Annotated in this window: 15 protein-coding genes and 2 pseudogenes; 2 read left to right on the top strand and 15 right to left on the bottom strand. The window is 66.3% G+C overall.

Annotated elements, in window-relative coordinates:
* Positions 1-1,603 (bottom strand): annotated as a pseudogene (locus QZ281_RS02650) (hypothetical protein); the annotation flags it as partial.
* A gap of 172 nt (positions 1,604-1,775) precedes the next feature.
* On the opposite strand from QZ281_RS02650, the gene QZ281_RS02645 reads away from it, so the two are divergent.
* Entirely contained in the window at positions 1,776-2,171 is a 396-nt protein-coding gene (locus tag QZ281_RS02645; protein WP_292224402.1) for a DUF983 domain-containing protein, read from the top strand.
* Between the two features lie 383 nt (positions 2,172-2,554).
* Here the strand turns inward: QZ281_RS02645 and QZ281_RS02640 are convergent, their stop codons facing one another.
* From QZ281_RS02640 to folP, 6 genes are all read right to left on the bottom strand, one after another.
* Positions 2,555-2,884 carry a hypothetical protein gene (locus QZ281_RS02640; RefSeq protein WP_292224401.1) on the bottom strand — a complete coding sequence of 110 codons (330 nt, stop codon included), beginning with the start codon at positions 2,882-2,884 and terminating at the stop codon, positions 2,555-2,557.
* Positions 2,885-3,200: 316 nt separating this feature from the next.
* Complete coding sequence (locus tag QZ281_RS02635) at positions 3,201-3,782, bottom strand: nucleotidyltransferase family protein (RefSeq protein WP_292224398.1); 582 nt, start codon at positions 3,780-3,782, stop codon at positions 3,201-3,203.
* A 3-nt stretch (positions 3,783-3,785) separates the two neighbouring features.
* Positions 3,786-4,619 (bottom strand): bifunctional hydroxymethylpyrimidine kinase/phosphomethylpyrimidine kinase, encoded by an 834-nt coding sequence (gene thiD / locus QZ281_RS02630; protein ID WP_292224395.1) that lies wholly within the window; start codon positions 4,617-4,619, stop codon positions 3,786-3,788.
* The gene (locus tag QZ281_RS02625; protein ID WP_292224393.1) at positions 4,616-4,960 is read right to left on the bottom strand and encodes a multidrug efflux SMR transporter; all 345 of its coding nucleotides are present in this window, start codon (positions 4,958-4,960) and stop codon (positions 4,616-4,618) included. Before QZ281_RS02625 ends, thiD begins: the two co-directional genes overlap by 4 nt.
* A 42-nt stretch (positions 4,961-5,002) precedes the next feature.
* The gene (locus QZ281_RS02620) at positions 5,003-5,359 is read right to left on the bottom strand and encodes a DMT family protein (RefSeq protein ID WP_201100039.1); all 357 of its coding nucleotides are present in this window, start codon (positions 5,357-5,359) and stop codon (positions 5,003-5,005) included.
* A 63-nt stretch (positions 5,360-5,422) separates the two neighbouring features.
* On the bottom strand, positions 5,423-6,271 hold the full coding sequence (gene folP, locus QZ281_RS02615; RefSeq protein ID WP_292224388.1) for a dihydropteroate synthase: 849 nt from the start codon (positions 6,269-6,271) through the stop codon (positions 5,423-5,425).
* Positions 6,272-6,473: 202 nt separating this feature from the next.
* On the opposite strand from folP, the gene QZ281_RS02610 reads away from it, so the two are divergent.
* Positions 6,474-6,887, top strand: a complete 414-nt coding sequence (locus tag QZ281_RS02610) for a GreA/GreB family elongation factor (protein WP_292224386.1) — start codon at positions 6,474-6,476, stop codon at positions 6,885-6,887.
* 142 nt (positions 6,888-7,029) lie between these two features.
* On the opposite strand, the gene QZ281_RS02605 is transcribed toward QZ281_RS02610, so the two are convergent.
* The 8 genes and pseudogenes from QZ281_RS02605 to QZ281_RS02570 all read right to left on the bottom strand — a co-directional run.
* The gene (locus QZ281_RS02605) at positions 7,030-7,626 is read right to left on the bottom strand and encodes a YdeI/OmpD-associated family protein (RefSeq protein WP_292224383.1); all 597 of its coding nucleotides are present in this window, start codon (positions 7,624-7,626) and stop codon (positions 7,030-7,032) included.
* A complete protein-coding gene (locus tag QZ281_RS02600) occupies positions 7,626-7,928 on the bottom strand; it encodes a transcriptional regulator (protein WP_292224381.1) in 303 nt (100 codons plus the stop codon). Before QZ281_RS02600 ends, QZ281_RS02605 begins: the two co-directional genes overlap by 1 nt.
* A gap of 4 nt (positions 7,929-7,932) precedes the next feature.
* A complete protein-coding gene (locus QZ281_RS02595) occupies positions 7,933-8,586 on the bottom strand; it encodes a hypothetical protein (protein WP_292224379.1) in 654 nt (217 codons plus the stop codon).
* A gap of 64 nt (positions 8,587-8,650) precedes the next feature.
* Complete coding sequence (locus QZ281_RS02590; protein WP_292224377.1) at positions 8,651-9,865, bottom strand: acyltransferase family protein; 1,215 nt, start codon at positions 9,863-9,865, stop codon at positions 8,651-8,653.
* Between the two features lie 215 nt (positions 9,866-10,080).
* Complete coding sequence (gene ftsH / locus QZ281_RS02585; RefSeq protein WP_292224375.1) at positions 10,081-12,039, bottom strand: ATP-dependent zinc metalloprotease FtsH; 1,959 nt, start codon at positions 12,037-12,039, stop codon at positions 10,081-10,083.
* On the bottom strand, positions 12,026-12,955 hold the full coding sequence (locus tag QZ281_RS02580) for an ATP-binding protein (protein WP_292224369.1): 930 nt from the start codon (positions 12,953-12,955) through the stop codon (positions 12,026-12,028). Before QZ281_RS02580 ends, ftsH begins: the two co-directional genes overlap by 14 nt.
* A 40-nt stretch (positions 12,956-12,995) precedes the next feature.
* Positions 12,996-13,472 carry an ATP-binding protein gene (locus tag QZ281_RS02575; RefSeq protein ID WP_292224367.1) on the bottom strand — a complete coding sequence of 159 codons (477 nt, stop codon included), beginning with the start codon at positions 13,470-13,472 and terminating at the stop codon, positions 12,996-12,998.
* Positions 13,463-13,649, bottom strand: a pseudogene (locus tag QZ281_RS02570) (tol-pal system protein); the annotation flags it as partial. The gene QZ281_RS02575 and the pseudogene QZ281_RS02570, both read right to left, overlap by 10 nt.

The following is a 13,649-nucleotide window of genomic DNA, read 5'->3' as shown; positions in this document are numbered from 1 at the left end:
GGGCGGCGGCCAGGTCGCCCGTCTGGACGGCGGCCATGGCGTGGGCGGCGCCGAAGCGGGCGCGCCATTCCTTGGGGAACTGATCGATCACAGACGCCCCGGCGGCGAAGGCGCGGCGCGCCCCCTCCCAGTCGCCCTGCTCGGCGGCGATATAGCCCTGCCAGACCTTGGCGGCGGGGTCGTTGGCCAGGGCGCCGATGGCGAAATCGGCCTGGGCTTCTTCCAACCGCCCGACGCCGACACGGGCGGCGCCGCGCAGGCCCCGCACCTCCGGTTCGCCCTGCATGCTGGCCGACTTGGCGATGATGCCGTTCAGGACGCCGATCGCTTCGTAGTTCAGCCCCGATCCGACCAGGAAGCGGGCAAAGGCCACACGCGCGGCGATGGGGGCGCGTGGATTGTCGTCCGACGCCGCCGCCTCTGTCATGGCCTCGTCCTGAAGCCGCTGATAGCGGTCAGAGAAGCCCGCCGCCCCGACAGCGGACCAGTTCTCAAGGATCAGGGCCGGGTCGCTGGCCTTGGGCGGCGCATCGACCAGAGACCCCGCCGCCTGCAGCAGGGCCGAGGGCGGCGACAGGGTCAGGCCCCGCGGACGGCTCAGCGTCACCAGATCGCCCGCCGCATCCACTTTCAGGTCGTCGGTCGCCGTCTCGATGGCCATGCCCTGCGCGGTGGGCAACAGGGTCAGGTCAACGGTCGAGCGGCGCTCGGCCATGCCCTTGCCGGGGGCCAGGGCCGTCACGGCGGCGAAGCGGTCGCCGACCAGCGGATCGGTCAGCCAGACCGTCTTGGTCGCCCCGGCCATGCGCGCCACCAGGGTCGAGGCGCCGTCGTCGGAGCGATCGACCTCCACCCCCGAGCCGCCCGCGCCGTTTCCGCCGATGGAGACGGTCCATGTCCCGCCCTGCCCCTGGGCCGAAACCGACTGGTCGCCGGGCGCAGCAATGCGCAGGGCGGTGTAGCCCGGCCCCGCAGCCCAGCGGGCGCCGCGCGCAGGTCCAGAGGCCTTGCTGCCCCTCAGGGCGCCGTTCAGGTCCAGTTTGGCGGCGGTGTCGAACACCACCCAGACGGCCTCGCCCCGGCGGAAGACGGCGGCGCCGACCGGCGCGCCCCACTGGAAGGTCAGGACGGTCTTGTCCGCCGACGTCTCTGCATGAACCGGCACGACGGCATTGGCCTTGGCGACCGTCTCAACCGCCCCCTCGGGCGCCTTGCCCGGCGCATAGAGGTTCAGCCACACCGCCCCGTCGGCGACGCCCGAGCGATAGTCGGCGCCCTCGGCCAGGGTCAGGATCAGATCCGTGCCGCCGCCGCGCGCCAGACGCGTCTCGACCGCCTTCACGCCCTGCGGCGGATCGACGCGGAGACGCGACACATCGGGCGCCGCCGAAACACCCAGACGCACATACAGCTTGTCGCCGTCGCGCCGAACCTGACTGCGCACGCCGATGACGCCGCCGAACTCGACGCGCGTGAAGCCGCTGTTCTGGCCGATGGAGATGGACAGGGGATCGCGGCTGCGGCCAGCCTCCTGCGCCAGCGGGGCCAGGGGCGCGAACGCGACAGCGGCCGCCGCGGCGGCCGCCACGGACGTCTTCAGCATGCGCTTGGTCGGCAACGGCCCTGACATTACCCGCCAGCTATGCCGCGACAGGCCTTTCGTCACGGTTAATCGGCGCTCTGCGAACCCGTCTTTTGTCCCGGACTGAAACAGCGTTCGTCCATGGACAAACCGTCCACGCGACAGACCCAATGGAAGCAGATAGGGTCGCCGCATGGCCGATCCGCAATATCCCCCGCTCAGCACCGTCAAGACAGGCCTCGCCTGCCGTTGCCCCCGCTGCGGCAAGGGCCCGCTGTTCAAGGGCTACCTGACCCTGCGCACAGAATGCCCCGAGTGCGGCCTCAGCTTCGCCTTCGCCGACCCGGCGGACGGCCCGGCCTTCTTCGTCATGTCGGCGGTCGGGATCATCGGCATGATCCTGCTGATGGCGTTCGAGTTCACGGTTCACCCGCCGATCTGGGTCCACGCCGTCGTCACCCTGCCCCTGCTGGTCGCCATGTGTCTGGGCTGCCTGCGCCCGTTCAAGGCCTGGCTGGTCGCCGAACAGTTCATCCACAAGGCCGCCCCGCCTGAGTTCTCCTCGAACGGCAAGCACGGCCCTTACTAGGTCGGTTCGGACTTCAGTTTTCCGCCCCCTCGGCCTGTCATTCCGGGGCGTCCGTAGGACGAGCCCGGAACCCAGGAGGGTCGCACGTGCCATTGATGACGGCTGGCGATGAGAATCTGGTCCTGGGTTCCGGGTTCTTCGCCTTGCTCAGCCCCGGAATGACGGTGCGGGCAAAGCCTCAATCAAGCTAGACCGGCTCCACCACCGTCAGCTCAGGCCAGCGACCGCGCGCCCACGGCGAAGATCAGGGCGACAAACTGGCTCAACGCCTGATCCGTCGAACTAGAGGTGCGTAAGGCTCGCCGAAGCGGTTCTCGAACCACAGATGCACGCAACTCTGTTTGTATATTCAGGTTTTTAGGATCGTTTTCCGATCGGAGCCTTCACAGGCCTTCCGGGTGGCTGGACAGCCAGTCGCGATACTTCGCCTTCAGCGACGCGACCTCTTCCGGTTTGGCTAAAAAAAGATCAACGCCGCCGTCGTAAGGGGCAAATATCGAGCCGGTCGCTTCAGACATCCACAGTGTTGGACCTGCCCGCTCCTCGGCGACGCTGGTGAGCAGCTCGTCAAAGCCTCCATCCGTCCATCGGGTCTGCCCGGCGTGAACTCGCCAGCCAACGGAGACGTCGTCATCATCGCCGTCTGAAAACTCGAAAGCGGGCTTGAGATCGAACTGTCGTGTCGCGGCGAAGGGATCGTGGGCGTCGGCCACATCGGTCATCCCGGCGGGCGTGATCCAGTGTGTCTGAACCAACCAGCACGGGTCGGGTCTCAACACCTCTGAAGCCAGCAGGTTCTGGCGGTGCAGAACAGTGCGACGCTCATCGTCACTGTCGGCGTATCGCTTCGAGTTGGGGAGCGAGTGGAAACGGACCCAGTTAACCGCCCCGCTAGCCCGCAGCCTGTAACCTACAGGCCAATGCCCCGCGTGAAAGCGCGACCAGATGTGGTGAAACGGGTTCATCCCGTGAACTTATCGAAACAACCGAACAAGGTCACTCAGGCTGTGCTTTCAGGCTGGTCCGCAATCAGACCTGAACGACATTAAGTTCAGGCCAGCGCGCCTTCGCCTTCTCGATGATGCGATCCCAGTCCTTCGCGACGGGCCGATCCGGGGTCGGGCGGATCGTCAGGCTAAAGACGTCCTCCAGCCCGAACGGCGCAGCTACAGTGATTTCATCGTCTCCCTCAAGTCTGACACCCACCGCGAAACAGGGTGCGACGAAGCGGGTCAGTGCCTCATCCGTGCCGGTCAGAGCCGAGTAAGAGCCGCCGAACTTCGCCGAGTGCCATAAATGAACTCGGGCCTGATTGCGGACCTCGGCCTGACTGCGGAAGGGTTCGTCGAAGGCGGCGGCGACGCGCTTGATGACCACATCCTCGGCCTCATAGGAGACGTCCGAGGCGTCGAAATAGGCCAGATCATAATCCTTGACCCCATAGCCTGCCGCGCGGCCCGTCTGGGCGTTCCACACCGCCTGATAGACAGCGCCCGACACCAGCCGCCAGTCGGGCAGGTCCAGCGCCCGCACCGTGGTCAGGACATGCATCAGATTGGGGTCGGCGCGCACGAGCTCGACCAGCCGCGCCTCTAGATTCGTCGTCGTCATGGATCAGCCGCGCACAGGCCAGGCGTGGTCCAGCGGACCGTGGCCGCCGCCCAGACCGGGCGCACGGCGGATGGCCTCGGCGACATAGGCCCAGGCCTCGGCGACCGCGACCTCCAACGGGCGGCCCAGCGCCAGACCGGCGGCGCACGCACTGGCCAGGGTGCAGCCGGTGCCGTGGGTGTGGCGGGTGTCGATCCGTTCGGATTCCAGCACCGTCTCGCCGTCCGTCGTCATCAGAAGGTCGATCACCGTCGTCCCCGGCACATGACCGCCCTTCATCAGCACCGCCCGCGCGCCCATGGCCAGCAGGGCCTCGCCCGCCCGGCGCTGGCCGTCCAGATCATGCACGGCGAAGCCCGTCAGAGCCTCGGCCTCGGGCGCATTGGGGGTCAGCAGAGCGGCGCGCGGGATCATCAGCGACTTGACCGCATCGACCGCCAGATCGGGCAGCAGGGGATGCCCCCCCTTGGCCACCATGACCGGGTCGACCACGGCGGGCGCATCGGCAGTGTCCAGCAGGGCGGCGACGGTCTCGACCACCTCGACCGAGCCGAGCATTCCGGTCTTGAAGGCATCCGTCCCGATGTCGTCAAGCACGGCGCGGGCCTGTGCGGTGATGACATCCAGCGGCAGGGGATGGACGCCGTGGACGCCCAGTGTGTTCTGGATGGTGACGGCGGTGATGGCGGTGGCGGCGTATCCGCCCATCATGGTCACGGCCTTGATATCGGCCTGAATCCCGGCCCCGCCGCCGCTGTCGGACCCGGCCAGGATCAGCACCCGACCCAGATGTCTGGCGCTGCCCGTGTGATGGTCGTCCGTGTGAACCAGGCTCATGCCGCAGCTCCCGAAAACAGCTTCAGACCCACAATGCCCGAGACGATCAGCAGGATGCAGACCGCCCGTACCGCCGTCGCCGGCTCATTATAAAACAGAATGCCCACCAGCGCCGCGCCGACCGCGCCGATGCCGGTCCAGATGGCGTAGGCGGTGCCGATCGGCAGCTTCTGCGTCGCCACCCACAACAGGATCATGCTGCTGGCCAGCGCAATCAGCACGCCCAGCGACGTTAGCGGCCTTTGCAGGCTGACATTCTTGAGGCCAGAAGCCCAGAGAACCTCCAGCAGACCGGCGACGACCAGCGTCACCCACGGATTGATCGACATGACCCAGGACATGAGGGGTCAGATGGCCCAGCCCGCCCCCAAGGGCAAGGCGGTTCACGCCCCCAGCGGTCCCTTGAAGATGAAGAAGGCGCCCAGACCGATGAAGGCGAACCCGACCAGGTGATTGATCGTCAGCTTCTCGCCCAGATACAGGACCGAAAACCCGGCGAAGACCAACAGGGTGATCACCTCCTGCATCGTCTTCAGCTCGGCGGGTGAATAGACGTGAATGCCGATGCGGTTGGCCGGAACCGCCAGCCAGTATTCGAAGAAGGCGATGCCCCAGCTGGCCATGACCAGCAGCCACATCGGCTTGTGGTCAAACTTCAGGTGGCCGTACCAGGCGAAGGTCATGAAGACGTTCGACAGGCACAGCATCAGGATGGGGGCGATATAGGAACCCAGGTTCATGGACAGCGGCCATTGGTTGTTGCCTGACCGCTCTACATCCGCCGCGACCGGATGTCGCGGGCGTCAGCCGTTCGCCACCGCCGCCTGCACCTTCAGCGCCTGAACCGTCGCGCGCACATCATGGACGCGGACCATGCGGGCGCCGCGTCGTGCGCCCTCCAGCGCCAGGGCGAGCGAGCCGCCCAGACGGTCGCCAGCATCGGTCGCCGTGGGGTCGATGGCCTGGATCGTGCGCTTGCGGCTGGCGGCGTAGAGGACGGGGAAGCCCAGCCCCGTCAGGGCCTCCAGATGCGCCGTCAGGGCCATGTTGTGCGCCAGGGTCTTGCCAAAGCCGATGCCGGGGTCGAGCCAGATCTTATCTCGCACCACGCCCGCCGCCATCGCCGCCTGCGCCTGGTCGCTCAGATAGGCTGCAACCTCGGCCACCACATCGTCATAGCGGGGGTCCGCCTGCATGGTGCGCGGCTCGCCCTTCATATGCATCAGCACGACCTGACAGCCCAGTTCGGCGGCGACAGCGGCGCTGTCGGGCGCATGGGTCAGGGCGCTGACATCGTTCCACATCGTCGCCCCCGCAGCGACCGCCGCGCGGGCCACGGCAGGCTTCATGGTGTCGATGCTGATGACGCCGGGCCAGCGCGCGCGGAGGGCGGCGATGACGGGGGCGACGCGGTCGATCTCCTCGGTCTCGCTCACCGGATCGGCGCCGGGACGGGTGCTTTCACCCCCGATATCCAGAACGTCCGCGCCCTGCTCGACCAGCCGCAGCGCCTGTTCCACCGCCCGTTCCGTCGTGGTCCAGCGCCCCCCGTCAGAGAAGCTGTCCGGCGTCACATTGACGATGCCCATGACCATAGGCGCCGCCTTGTGCGACAGGCCCACCAACGGCGAAGTTTGACTTTCACGCGACATAGGATCAGCCTCTAGCCGTGAACACACGTTTCGTCAGCCAGGCTCGACGCCTTTCCCACGCGGGACGCCTCGTCGCAGGCTTCTGACCCGGAACGGCTGCGTGCCTTTTGCCCGTTCCGGGCGACGATCTGAAACTCCTTCTTCCAGCCGCCCCTGACGCCAGACTGCGCGTGGCGGCTCTATCCTTTTGTGAGCAACCCCCATGTCCAAATCCACACTACCCGTCCGTCCCGACATCTTCCTCAGCGCCGAAGATCACGAAACCCTGTCCCGCCTGGTCGGCGACATGCCCGGCGAAGGCGTCGCCGGGATGCTGCAGGAAGAGCTTGAGCGCGCCGTCATCTGCGAGCCCGCCGACCTGCCCAAGGGCGCCGTGCCGCTGCACCGCTGGCTGCACTATGTCGACGGGCGCTCGTCCGATCCACGCCGCATCCAGATCGTCCTGCCGAACGAGGCTGACATCGACGCGGGCAAGGTGTCGGTCCTGTCGCACGTCGGCGCGGGCCTGATCGGTCTGGTCGAGGGCTACACCATTTCCTGGAGCGACCCGTCCGGCGCCGAACGCAGCCTGACGCCGGTGATGATCGAGGACGCCGAGGTCCTGCCGGAGGTTTGATCGCCTCCCTCTGCGTCACCCTCGGGCTTGACCCGAGGGTCGGATATTCCGCCCGCATTGCGCCGAACGTATGCACAGCCCGATCCGCATCCGATCCTCGGGTCAACCCCGAGGATGACGGCGGAAAAACAAGTCCGCCTTCTCAGACCCTCTTCTGCGGATAGGGGGTCTCGCCTCGCGCCAGCATGGCGGTCAGGTCGGCGATCTTCTTCCTGCGCCCCGCCTCGGTCTTCATGCCGTCGGTGCGGAAGATCAGGGCGAAACGGTTCTGGGCGGTCAGGATATCGAAGGTCGCCCGCGCCTGCGGGTCCGCCTCAATGGCCGCCATCAGATCATCCGGGACCGTCGCCCCACTGATGCGATAGGCGGCGTCCCAGCGCCCGTCCGCCTTGGCCGCCTCGACGTGCTTCAGACCGTGCGGGGTCATCGCCCCCTCTTCGATCAGGCGCGCGACATTGCCGACATTGACCTGGCTCCAGACGCTCTTTTTGCCGCGCGGGGTGTAGCGTTGCAGGAAGCTGACCTCGTCCAGCCCCTTCTTGATCCCGTCGATCCACCCCCAGCACAGAACGACGTCTATGGTCTCGGGAATAGTGATCGAAGCCACGCCCGACTTCACCTTGAACACCCTGATCCACAGCTCCGTCTCACGGTCGTGGTTCTGCCCCAGCCAGTCGTAGAAGGACGCCTTGTCCTCAAAGGTCCGCACCCTGGCCGGATCAACCACCATGGGCGCCATCAGGTCTTCCTTCCGATCAACCCGCCCAATGCTTCCAGATAGGCGGCGAAGGCAGCGCGCCCTTCCGGCGTGATGGAGACGCGGGTCAGGGGCTTGTTGTTCACGAAGCTTTTGACGACAGCGACATAACCCGCCTCCTCCAGCTTCTTGATATGGACGGACAGATTGCCCTGGGTCGCCTCCAGCACGGTCTTCAGTTCCGTGAAATCAGCGGCTTCTGCGTCGGCCAGATAGACCATGATCCCCAGCCGCATCCGACCGTGGATGACCTCGTCGATCTTGCCGAGTTGCTCCAGACTCATGAGATCAGTCGGCGCCCTGATCGGCGGCGCGGGCGCGCAGGGCGTCGCGCGTCATGATCCAGCCCGGACCGGCAAACAGCAGGAAAAGCGCGGCGGTGCAGACATAGAGATAGACCCCGGACTGCCGAACCAGCACGCCCAGCGCCACTGCCGTGACCCAGCCGCCTGCGGCGGTCGCCAGCATCCACGGCTTCTTCTTCAGGCTCCAGGCCACATACCAGACCGCCGACTGCAGGGCGAAGATCATGGCCGGGTAGTAGAGCCAGATGGCGAAGTCCTGGTCCCGTTGCGCGCCAAAGCCGAAGACGATGACAATCGCCAGATTGGCCATGCCCGCGCTGCTGAAGGCGGCGTTCAGGGTGCGGGTCACGATGGGACCGGCGGTCCCAAGCTTGCGATCCTCGCGGATGGCCCACATCAGCACGATGAAGAAGGCGACCGTGATGCCGATCACGAAGGCTAGATTGGCCAGATCAGGCCAGCGGATCCAGCCGACCATCTGACCGATATGAAACAGGCACTGCAGACCATACAGCAGTCCGCCCGCCAGATAGGCGACACCCAGGGTCAGGGTCGCCTTGGCGCTGCCGCCGCCCTGAACGATGGAGCGGAGGAAGGCCAGATCGGCCTCGGGCGTGCTGCGGGACTTGTCGATCATGGACGTGATTCCTCGGGGCGGTCTGCGCCATCATGCGATGGACGCAGGCGCCGGGGTTGGCAAGCTATTCGGCGGGGACGAGCGTCGGCTGGCGTGGCTTACGCCACGGTACGCGGCGGCCGTTCAACCAGCGGCCCATGAAGCTGTGGCGGATCAGCAGTTCATAGCTGGCGATGGAGACAGCCAGGACGCCCGCGACGACCACGATCAGTTTGACGAACCACGGCAGGCTCCAGTCCTGCACCAGGACCTGGGCCGCCATCACCAGCGGCAGGTGGACGATGTAGATCCAGTAGGAGGCGTCAGCCAGATAGCGGCGCACGACACTGTGGCCCGAGGCGAACTTCAGCGCCAGTCCCATGGCGGCGAAGACAGAGGCGTAGGTCGCCACGCCGAAGGACGCCGCTGCAAAACCCTTGGCCACAGGGTCGGTCAGGGGCGCCAGATGCGGATTGGGTCCGCCCGACACCATCAGGGCGATCGCGCCTGCACCAACCGCCAGTCCCAGATAGGCAGGCATCCACGCCTGGATGCGGCTCAACAGATCGCGGCGACGGTCCAGCATGACGCCAAAGGCGAAGGCCACGCCAAAACCGACGGCGGCGGAAGTATTGGGGATCAGCCCGTAATCGGGCGTGGGAATGCCGAAGAAGGCGATCCAGTTCGGCTCGAACCACAGGGCGACGGCCAGCGGCGCACCCAGCACGAACGGTCCCCATGGCCCGATCAGACCTGCCGTCAGCCGGTCCAGAACCCGCGCGCCTTCGCCCTTGTCGTCCAGCGCCTTGAACCCCGCCCGCAGGATCAGGAAGACGGCGTAGAAAAGCAGCAGCACCCACAGGAACCACAGATGGGTCAACGGCATGTTGGTCCAGTCGTAGGTCGGCGGCGGCGGCGCATCAGCGGCTGTCAGCCCCTGCAAGGAGGCGTTCCAGATCAACACCGCGATGATGGCCGTCAGGATCACGCCCCAGAAGACCGCGAACGGCGCCGCGATGCGGACCAACCGGTACTTGATGAAGCCCGTCACGCCCCGCCGGTTCAGCATCATGTGCGCGAACAGACCGGCGATCATGAAGAAGCTGGCCATGCGGAAGACATGGATGGTGAAGAACAGACCACTGGCCCAGACCGACTTCTGATCGTCCGCGACGATCCAGATCTGGGCGGGAAAGAAGGACATGGCGCCATGCAGCACCACGCCCAGCAACAGAGCCGCGCCGCGAAGCGCATCCAGGCTGTGAAGCCGCTCTGAACGATCGATTTCGGATGCCGTCATGGCGACCCCTCCCGTTAGGAACGAGACACATATCTCATAGACTAGTCTAAAATACAAACTAGTTCATACGACACGCCACACCGAGCAGTCATGCCTGGCGTCGGACACGAAAAACCCGCCGGGGATTGCTCCACCGGCGGGCGTTCATTTCACCTTGGCCCCGTCACACTTCGCTCAAACCTGAGTCAGAACGAACGGCGGGATCGGCTGTCGCCTCAGTGCACCGTCGGCACGCTGGTGGCGGCGGGGGTCGGCGGCACCTCGACAGAGGCTTCGTCCACCGGGGTCACCGGCACCGAGACCGAAGGTCCGGCGTTGGGGAAGTTGTTCTCGTCGCGGTTCGGGGCGACACCCTTCTCCAGCAGGTCCTTGATCTCTTCGCCCGACAGGGTTTCGTATTCCAAGAGGGCCTGAGACAGCTTCTCGTGGTCGTCGGCCTTGGTGGTCAGGATGTGGCGCGCCTCATCCCAGCCCGACGACACCAGACGGCGCACTTCCGCGTCGATGGTGCGGGCCGTCTCTTCCGAGACATTCTGGCTGCGGGCGACCGAGTGACCCAGGAAGACCTCTTCCTGGTTTTCGCCATAGGCCACCGTGCCCAGCTTCTCGGAGAAGCCCCAGCGGGTGACCATGGCGCGGGCCAGTTTGGTCGCCTGTTCGATGTCGGACGATGCGCCGGAGGTGATGTTCTCCTTGCCGAAGATCAGTTCCTCGGCGACGCGGCCGCCCGCCATGATGGCGATCCGGTCGATCATCTGCTGGTACTTCATCGAATAGCGGTCGCCTTCCGGCAACTGCATCACCATGCCCAGCGCACGACCGCGCGGGACGATGGTCGCCTTGTGCACGGGGTCGGCCATCTTGACGTTCATGGCGACGATGGCGTGACCGGCTTCGTGATAGGCGGTCAGGCGCTTTTCTTCCTCGTTCATGGCCATGGAGCGACGCTCAGAGCCCATCAGCACCTTGTCCTTGGCGTCTTCGAAGTCGCGATGCGTGACCATGCGGCGGTCCTTGCGGGCCGCGGTCAGGGCCGCCTCGTTGACCAGATTGGCCAGGTCGGCGCCCGAGAAGCCCGGCGTGCCGCGCGCGATGGTCTTGACGTTGACGTCGGCGGCCAACGGCACATCCTTCATGTGGACGCGCAGGATGCGTTCGCGCCCCGAGACGTCCGGGTTCGGCACCACGACCTGGCGGTCGAAACGGCCGGGACGCAGCAGGGCCGGGTCCAGAACGTCGGGACGGTTGGTCGCGGCGATCAGGATGATGTTCTCGGAGGCTTCAAAGCCGTCCATCTCGACCAGCAGTTGGTTCAGCGTCTGCTCGCGCTCGTCATTGCCGCCGCCCAGACCGGCGCCGCGATGACGACCGACGGCGTCGATTTCGTCGATGAAGATGATGCAGGGCGCATTCTTCTTGGCCTGTTCGAACATGTCGCGCACGCGGCTGGCGCCGACGCCGACGAACATTTCGACAAAGTCCGAACCCGAGATCGAGAAGAAGGGCACGCCCGCTTCACCCGCAACCGCGCGCGCCAGCAGCGTCTTGCCGGTGCCGGGAGGGCCAACGAGCAGAGCGCCCTTGGGGATCTTGCCGCCCAGACGCTGGAACTTGCCCGGATCCTTCAGGAAGTCGACGACCTCCTGCAGTTCGTCCTTGGCTTCGTCCACGCCCGCGACATCGTCAAAGGTCTTGCGGCCCTTGTGCTCGGTCAGCAGCTTGGCCTTGGACTTGCCGAAGCCCATGGCGCCGCGTGCGCCACCCTGCATCTGGCGCATGAAGAATATCCAGACGCCGATCAGCAGCGCGATGGGCAGGATGCCGATCAGCAGGCTGGCCCACCACGACTGACGCGTGGTTTTGGCGTCAACATTGACGCCCGCCGCCAGCATGGAGTTCACCAGCGTTTCGTTCGGGAAGACGGTCGTGGCGGCGAAACGGTTGTCGTTCTTGAAGACGCCCGTCACCTGGTCGCCACGCACGGTGGCTTCCTTGACGTCCCCGGCCTCCACCTTCTGCACCAGCTGGGAATAGGTGATTTGTTCGGGACGACCGGCAGCAGCCCCGGCAGGGCCGCCCATGCCGGTCATCGCACCGCCTTGCGAGATGGCCGCATAGCCCGCCAGCAAGGCCAGGATGATGACGCCGGTTATCGCCAGATTACGCAGGTTCATTGAGGTCCTCGGTCGTCCGCAGGCCCAGAGTGGGTCCACGGTCTGGAATGTCTTTCCGTGAAAATAGGTGGTTCCACGGCGTTACGCCATTGGGCGGATGATTCAGATCGTCTTCATGCGTCGTTTCGTCCAACGCAAGCCTGAGCCGTTCGGGCACGAGATCGCGCTGTTCGACACCGACGCCTGCAAGAACCGGCGCAGTTTCACCGTCCCGCAACAGGACGGGAACAGCGCCCCGCGCGGCGGGCGGCAGGCGGTTCAGTGCGTCGCGGTCCCGCCCAGTCAGGCTGGACAAGCGTCCGCGCGCGGCAACCACGGTCCAGCCCGGTTCGCGCGCATTGAAAATGAAGCGCCCATCCCAGACAGCGGCCCGTCGGGGTTCGAGCCGCAATGGGGCGATGGGCCGACGCGTCCACTCGCCCGCCTCACGCATCACGATCACGCGATCCGCCGTCGCTTCGAGCCTGGCGCCGCTCAGAACGGCGACAAAATCCTCGGATGCGCGTAAGCGGTCCAGAATAGCGGACAGCCGGTCGCCGCGCGGCGGGGTCGATCCGCCGCCTGCACAGACAAGCGCGGCGGCGAGCGTCGCGGCCCGGACGCTGCGGTCCAGTTGGATGAGGCCGCCGTCCACAATGAGCGGGCTTGCGGACGCTGCATCGACGACGCGGACCGGCGAGACATGTGCGGACGCTGTCGCATGCAACGCCTGCCGCGCGCGGCTGCGGCCATAGCGCGGGTCTTCATTGGCGGGGTCGTCGATCCAGTCTGCGCCCTGTCCGCTCAGCCAGTTCCGCAGCATCTCTCGCCGTTCGGACAACAGAGGTCGCGCCAGCATCAGGCCGCGCCCTTCAGGCCAGACCGGCGATGGGGTCCAGTCGCGCAGACGGCCAAGCGTCGAGCCCTGCGCCCGCATCCAGTCGGCCTCTGCGATGTCGAGCGAACGGAGGACGAGGTCATTGCTGGCCTTGAGCTTCTTGGATTTGACGAAGACGATCTCCCTGGATCCCCCTGTCGTCGGCGTTGTGGGCGAACAGGACGACACGCGCCCCGGCGTCGCGGGCAGCGTCAGCGATCAGGCGGTGACGGGCGAGACGGGCGGCAGCGGTGATGCCGGTCTTCGGCTTGTCGCCGCGCCAGTCCAGTCCGATCCAGTCCGCCCCCTGCGCCCGCGCGGCTTCGGCGGCGAAGGCGGTCCAGTCTGCACTTGCGGCCTGAAGTTGATGATCGACCGTCAGGGCCAGCAGACAGCGCCCGCGCGCTCTGGCCCAGCCCGCCGCCAGCCTCAGCAGGGCGATGGAATCTCCGCCGCCGGACAGGGCCAGGGCGACAGGATGGTCGACATGATGCGACAGTCGCTGATCCAGCCGCGCATGGACGCGCGCGGCCAGACCGGCTTGATCCGTCCCGCCGATGTCAGGCGTCAGCTGCACCCGCCCGAGGTGCGTAACTGGGTCGCACGGGCCTTTTGCGGGTCAGACGCGGTGGGCGCATAGCGGCGCGTGAACTCGCCCAGCGCCGCGCAGCCCTGCGTCTTGCGGTCGGTGGCGAACAGGGCGTCGGCCAGTTTCAGCGTGGTGTCGGCGGCCCAGCCGATACGCGGCCAGTCC

Source organism: Brevundimonas sp. (genome assembly GCF_018608325.1).
Classification (GTDB): Bacteria; Pseudomonadota; Alphaproteobacteria; order Caulobacterales; family Caulobacteraceae; genus Brevundimonas.
Note: the sequence above shows the minus strand (reverse complement) of the source record. Positions and strands in the feature narration are given on the sequence as shown.

What these genes read in the sequence shown, in the direction of transcription:
- QZ281_RS02605 (WP_292224383.1), bottom strand. Translation starts at nt 7,626, where the DNA reads ATGGCGCCCATGGTGGTTGATCCGGCCAGGGTGCGGACCTTTGAGGAC.
- QZ281_RS02635 (WP_292224398.1), bottom strand. Translation starts at nt 3,782, where the DNA reads ATGACGACGACGAATCTAGAGGCGCGGCTGGTCGAGCTCGTGCGCGCC.
- ftsH (WP_292224375.1), bottom strand. Translation starts at nt 12,039, where the DNA reads ATGAACCTGCGTAATCTGGCGATAACCGGCGTCATCATCCTGGCCTTG.
- thiD (WP_292224395.1), bottom strand. Translation starts at nt 4,619, where the DNA reads ATGAGCCTGGTTCACACGGACGACCATCACACGGGCAGCGCCAGACAT.
- QZ281_RS02590 (WP_292224377.1), bottom strand. Translation starts at nt 9,865, where the DNA reads ATGACGGCATCCGAAATCGATCGTTCAGAGCGGCTTCACAGCCTGGAT.
- QZ281_RS02580 (WP_292224369.1), bottom strand. Translation starts at nt 12,955, where the DNA reads ATGCGGGCGCAGGGCTCGACGCTTGGCCGTCTGCGCGACTGGACCCCA.
- QZ281_RS02600 (WP_292224381.1), bottom strand. Translation starts at nt 7,928, where the DNA reads ATGAGTCTGGAGCAACTCGGCAAGATCGACGAGGTCATCCACGGTCGG.
- QZ281_RS02610 (WP_292224386.1), top strand. Translation starts at nt 6,474, where the DNA reads ATGTCCAAATCCACACTACCCGTCCGTCCCGACATCTTCCTCAGCGCC.
- QZ281_RS02620 (WP_201100039.1), bottom strand. Translation starts at nt 5,359, where the DNA reads ATGAACCTGGGTTCCTATATCGCCCCCATCCTGATGCTGTGCCTGTCG.
- folP (WP_292224388.1), bottom strand. Translation starts at nt 6,271, where the DNA reads ATGTCGCGTGAAAGTCAAACTTCGCCGTTGGTGGGCCTGTCGCACAAG.
- QZ281_RS02595 (WP_292224379.1), bottom strand. Translation starts at nt 8,586, where the DNA reads ATGATCGACAAGTCCCGCAGCACGCCCGAGGCCGATCTGGCCTTCCTC.
- QZ281_RS02645 (WP_292224402.1), top strand. Translation starts at nt 1,776, where the DNA reads ATGGCCGATCCGCAATATCCCCCGCTCAGCACCGTCAAGACAGGCCTC.
- QZ281_RS02625 (WP_292224393.1), bottom strand. Translation starts at nt 4,960, where the DNA reads ATGTCCTGGGTCATGTCGATCAATCCGTGGGTGACGCTGGTCGTCGCC.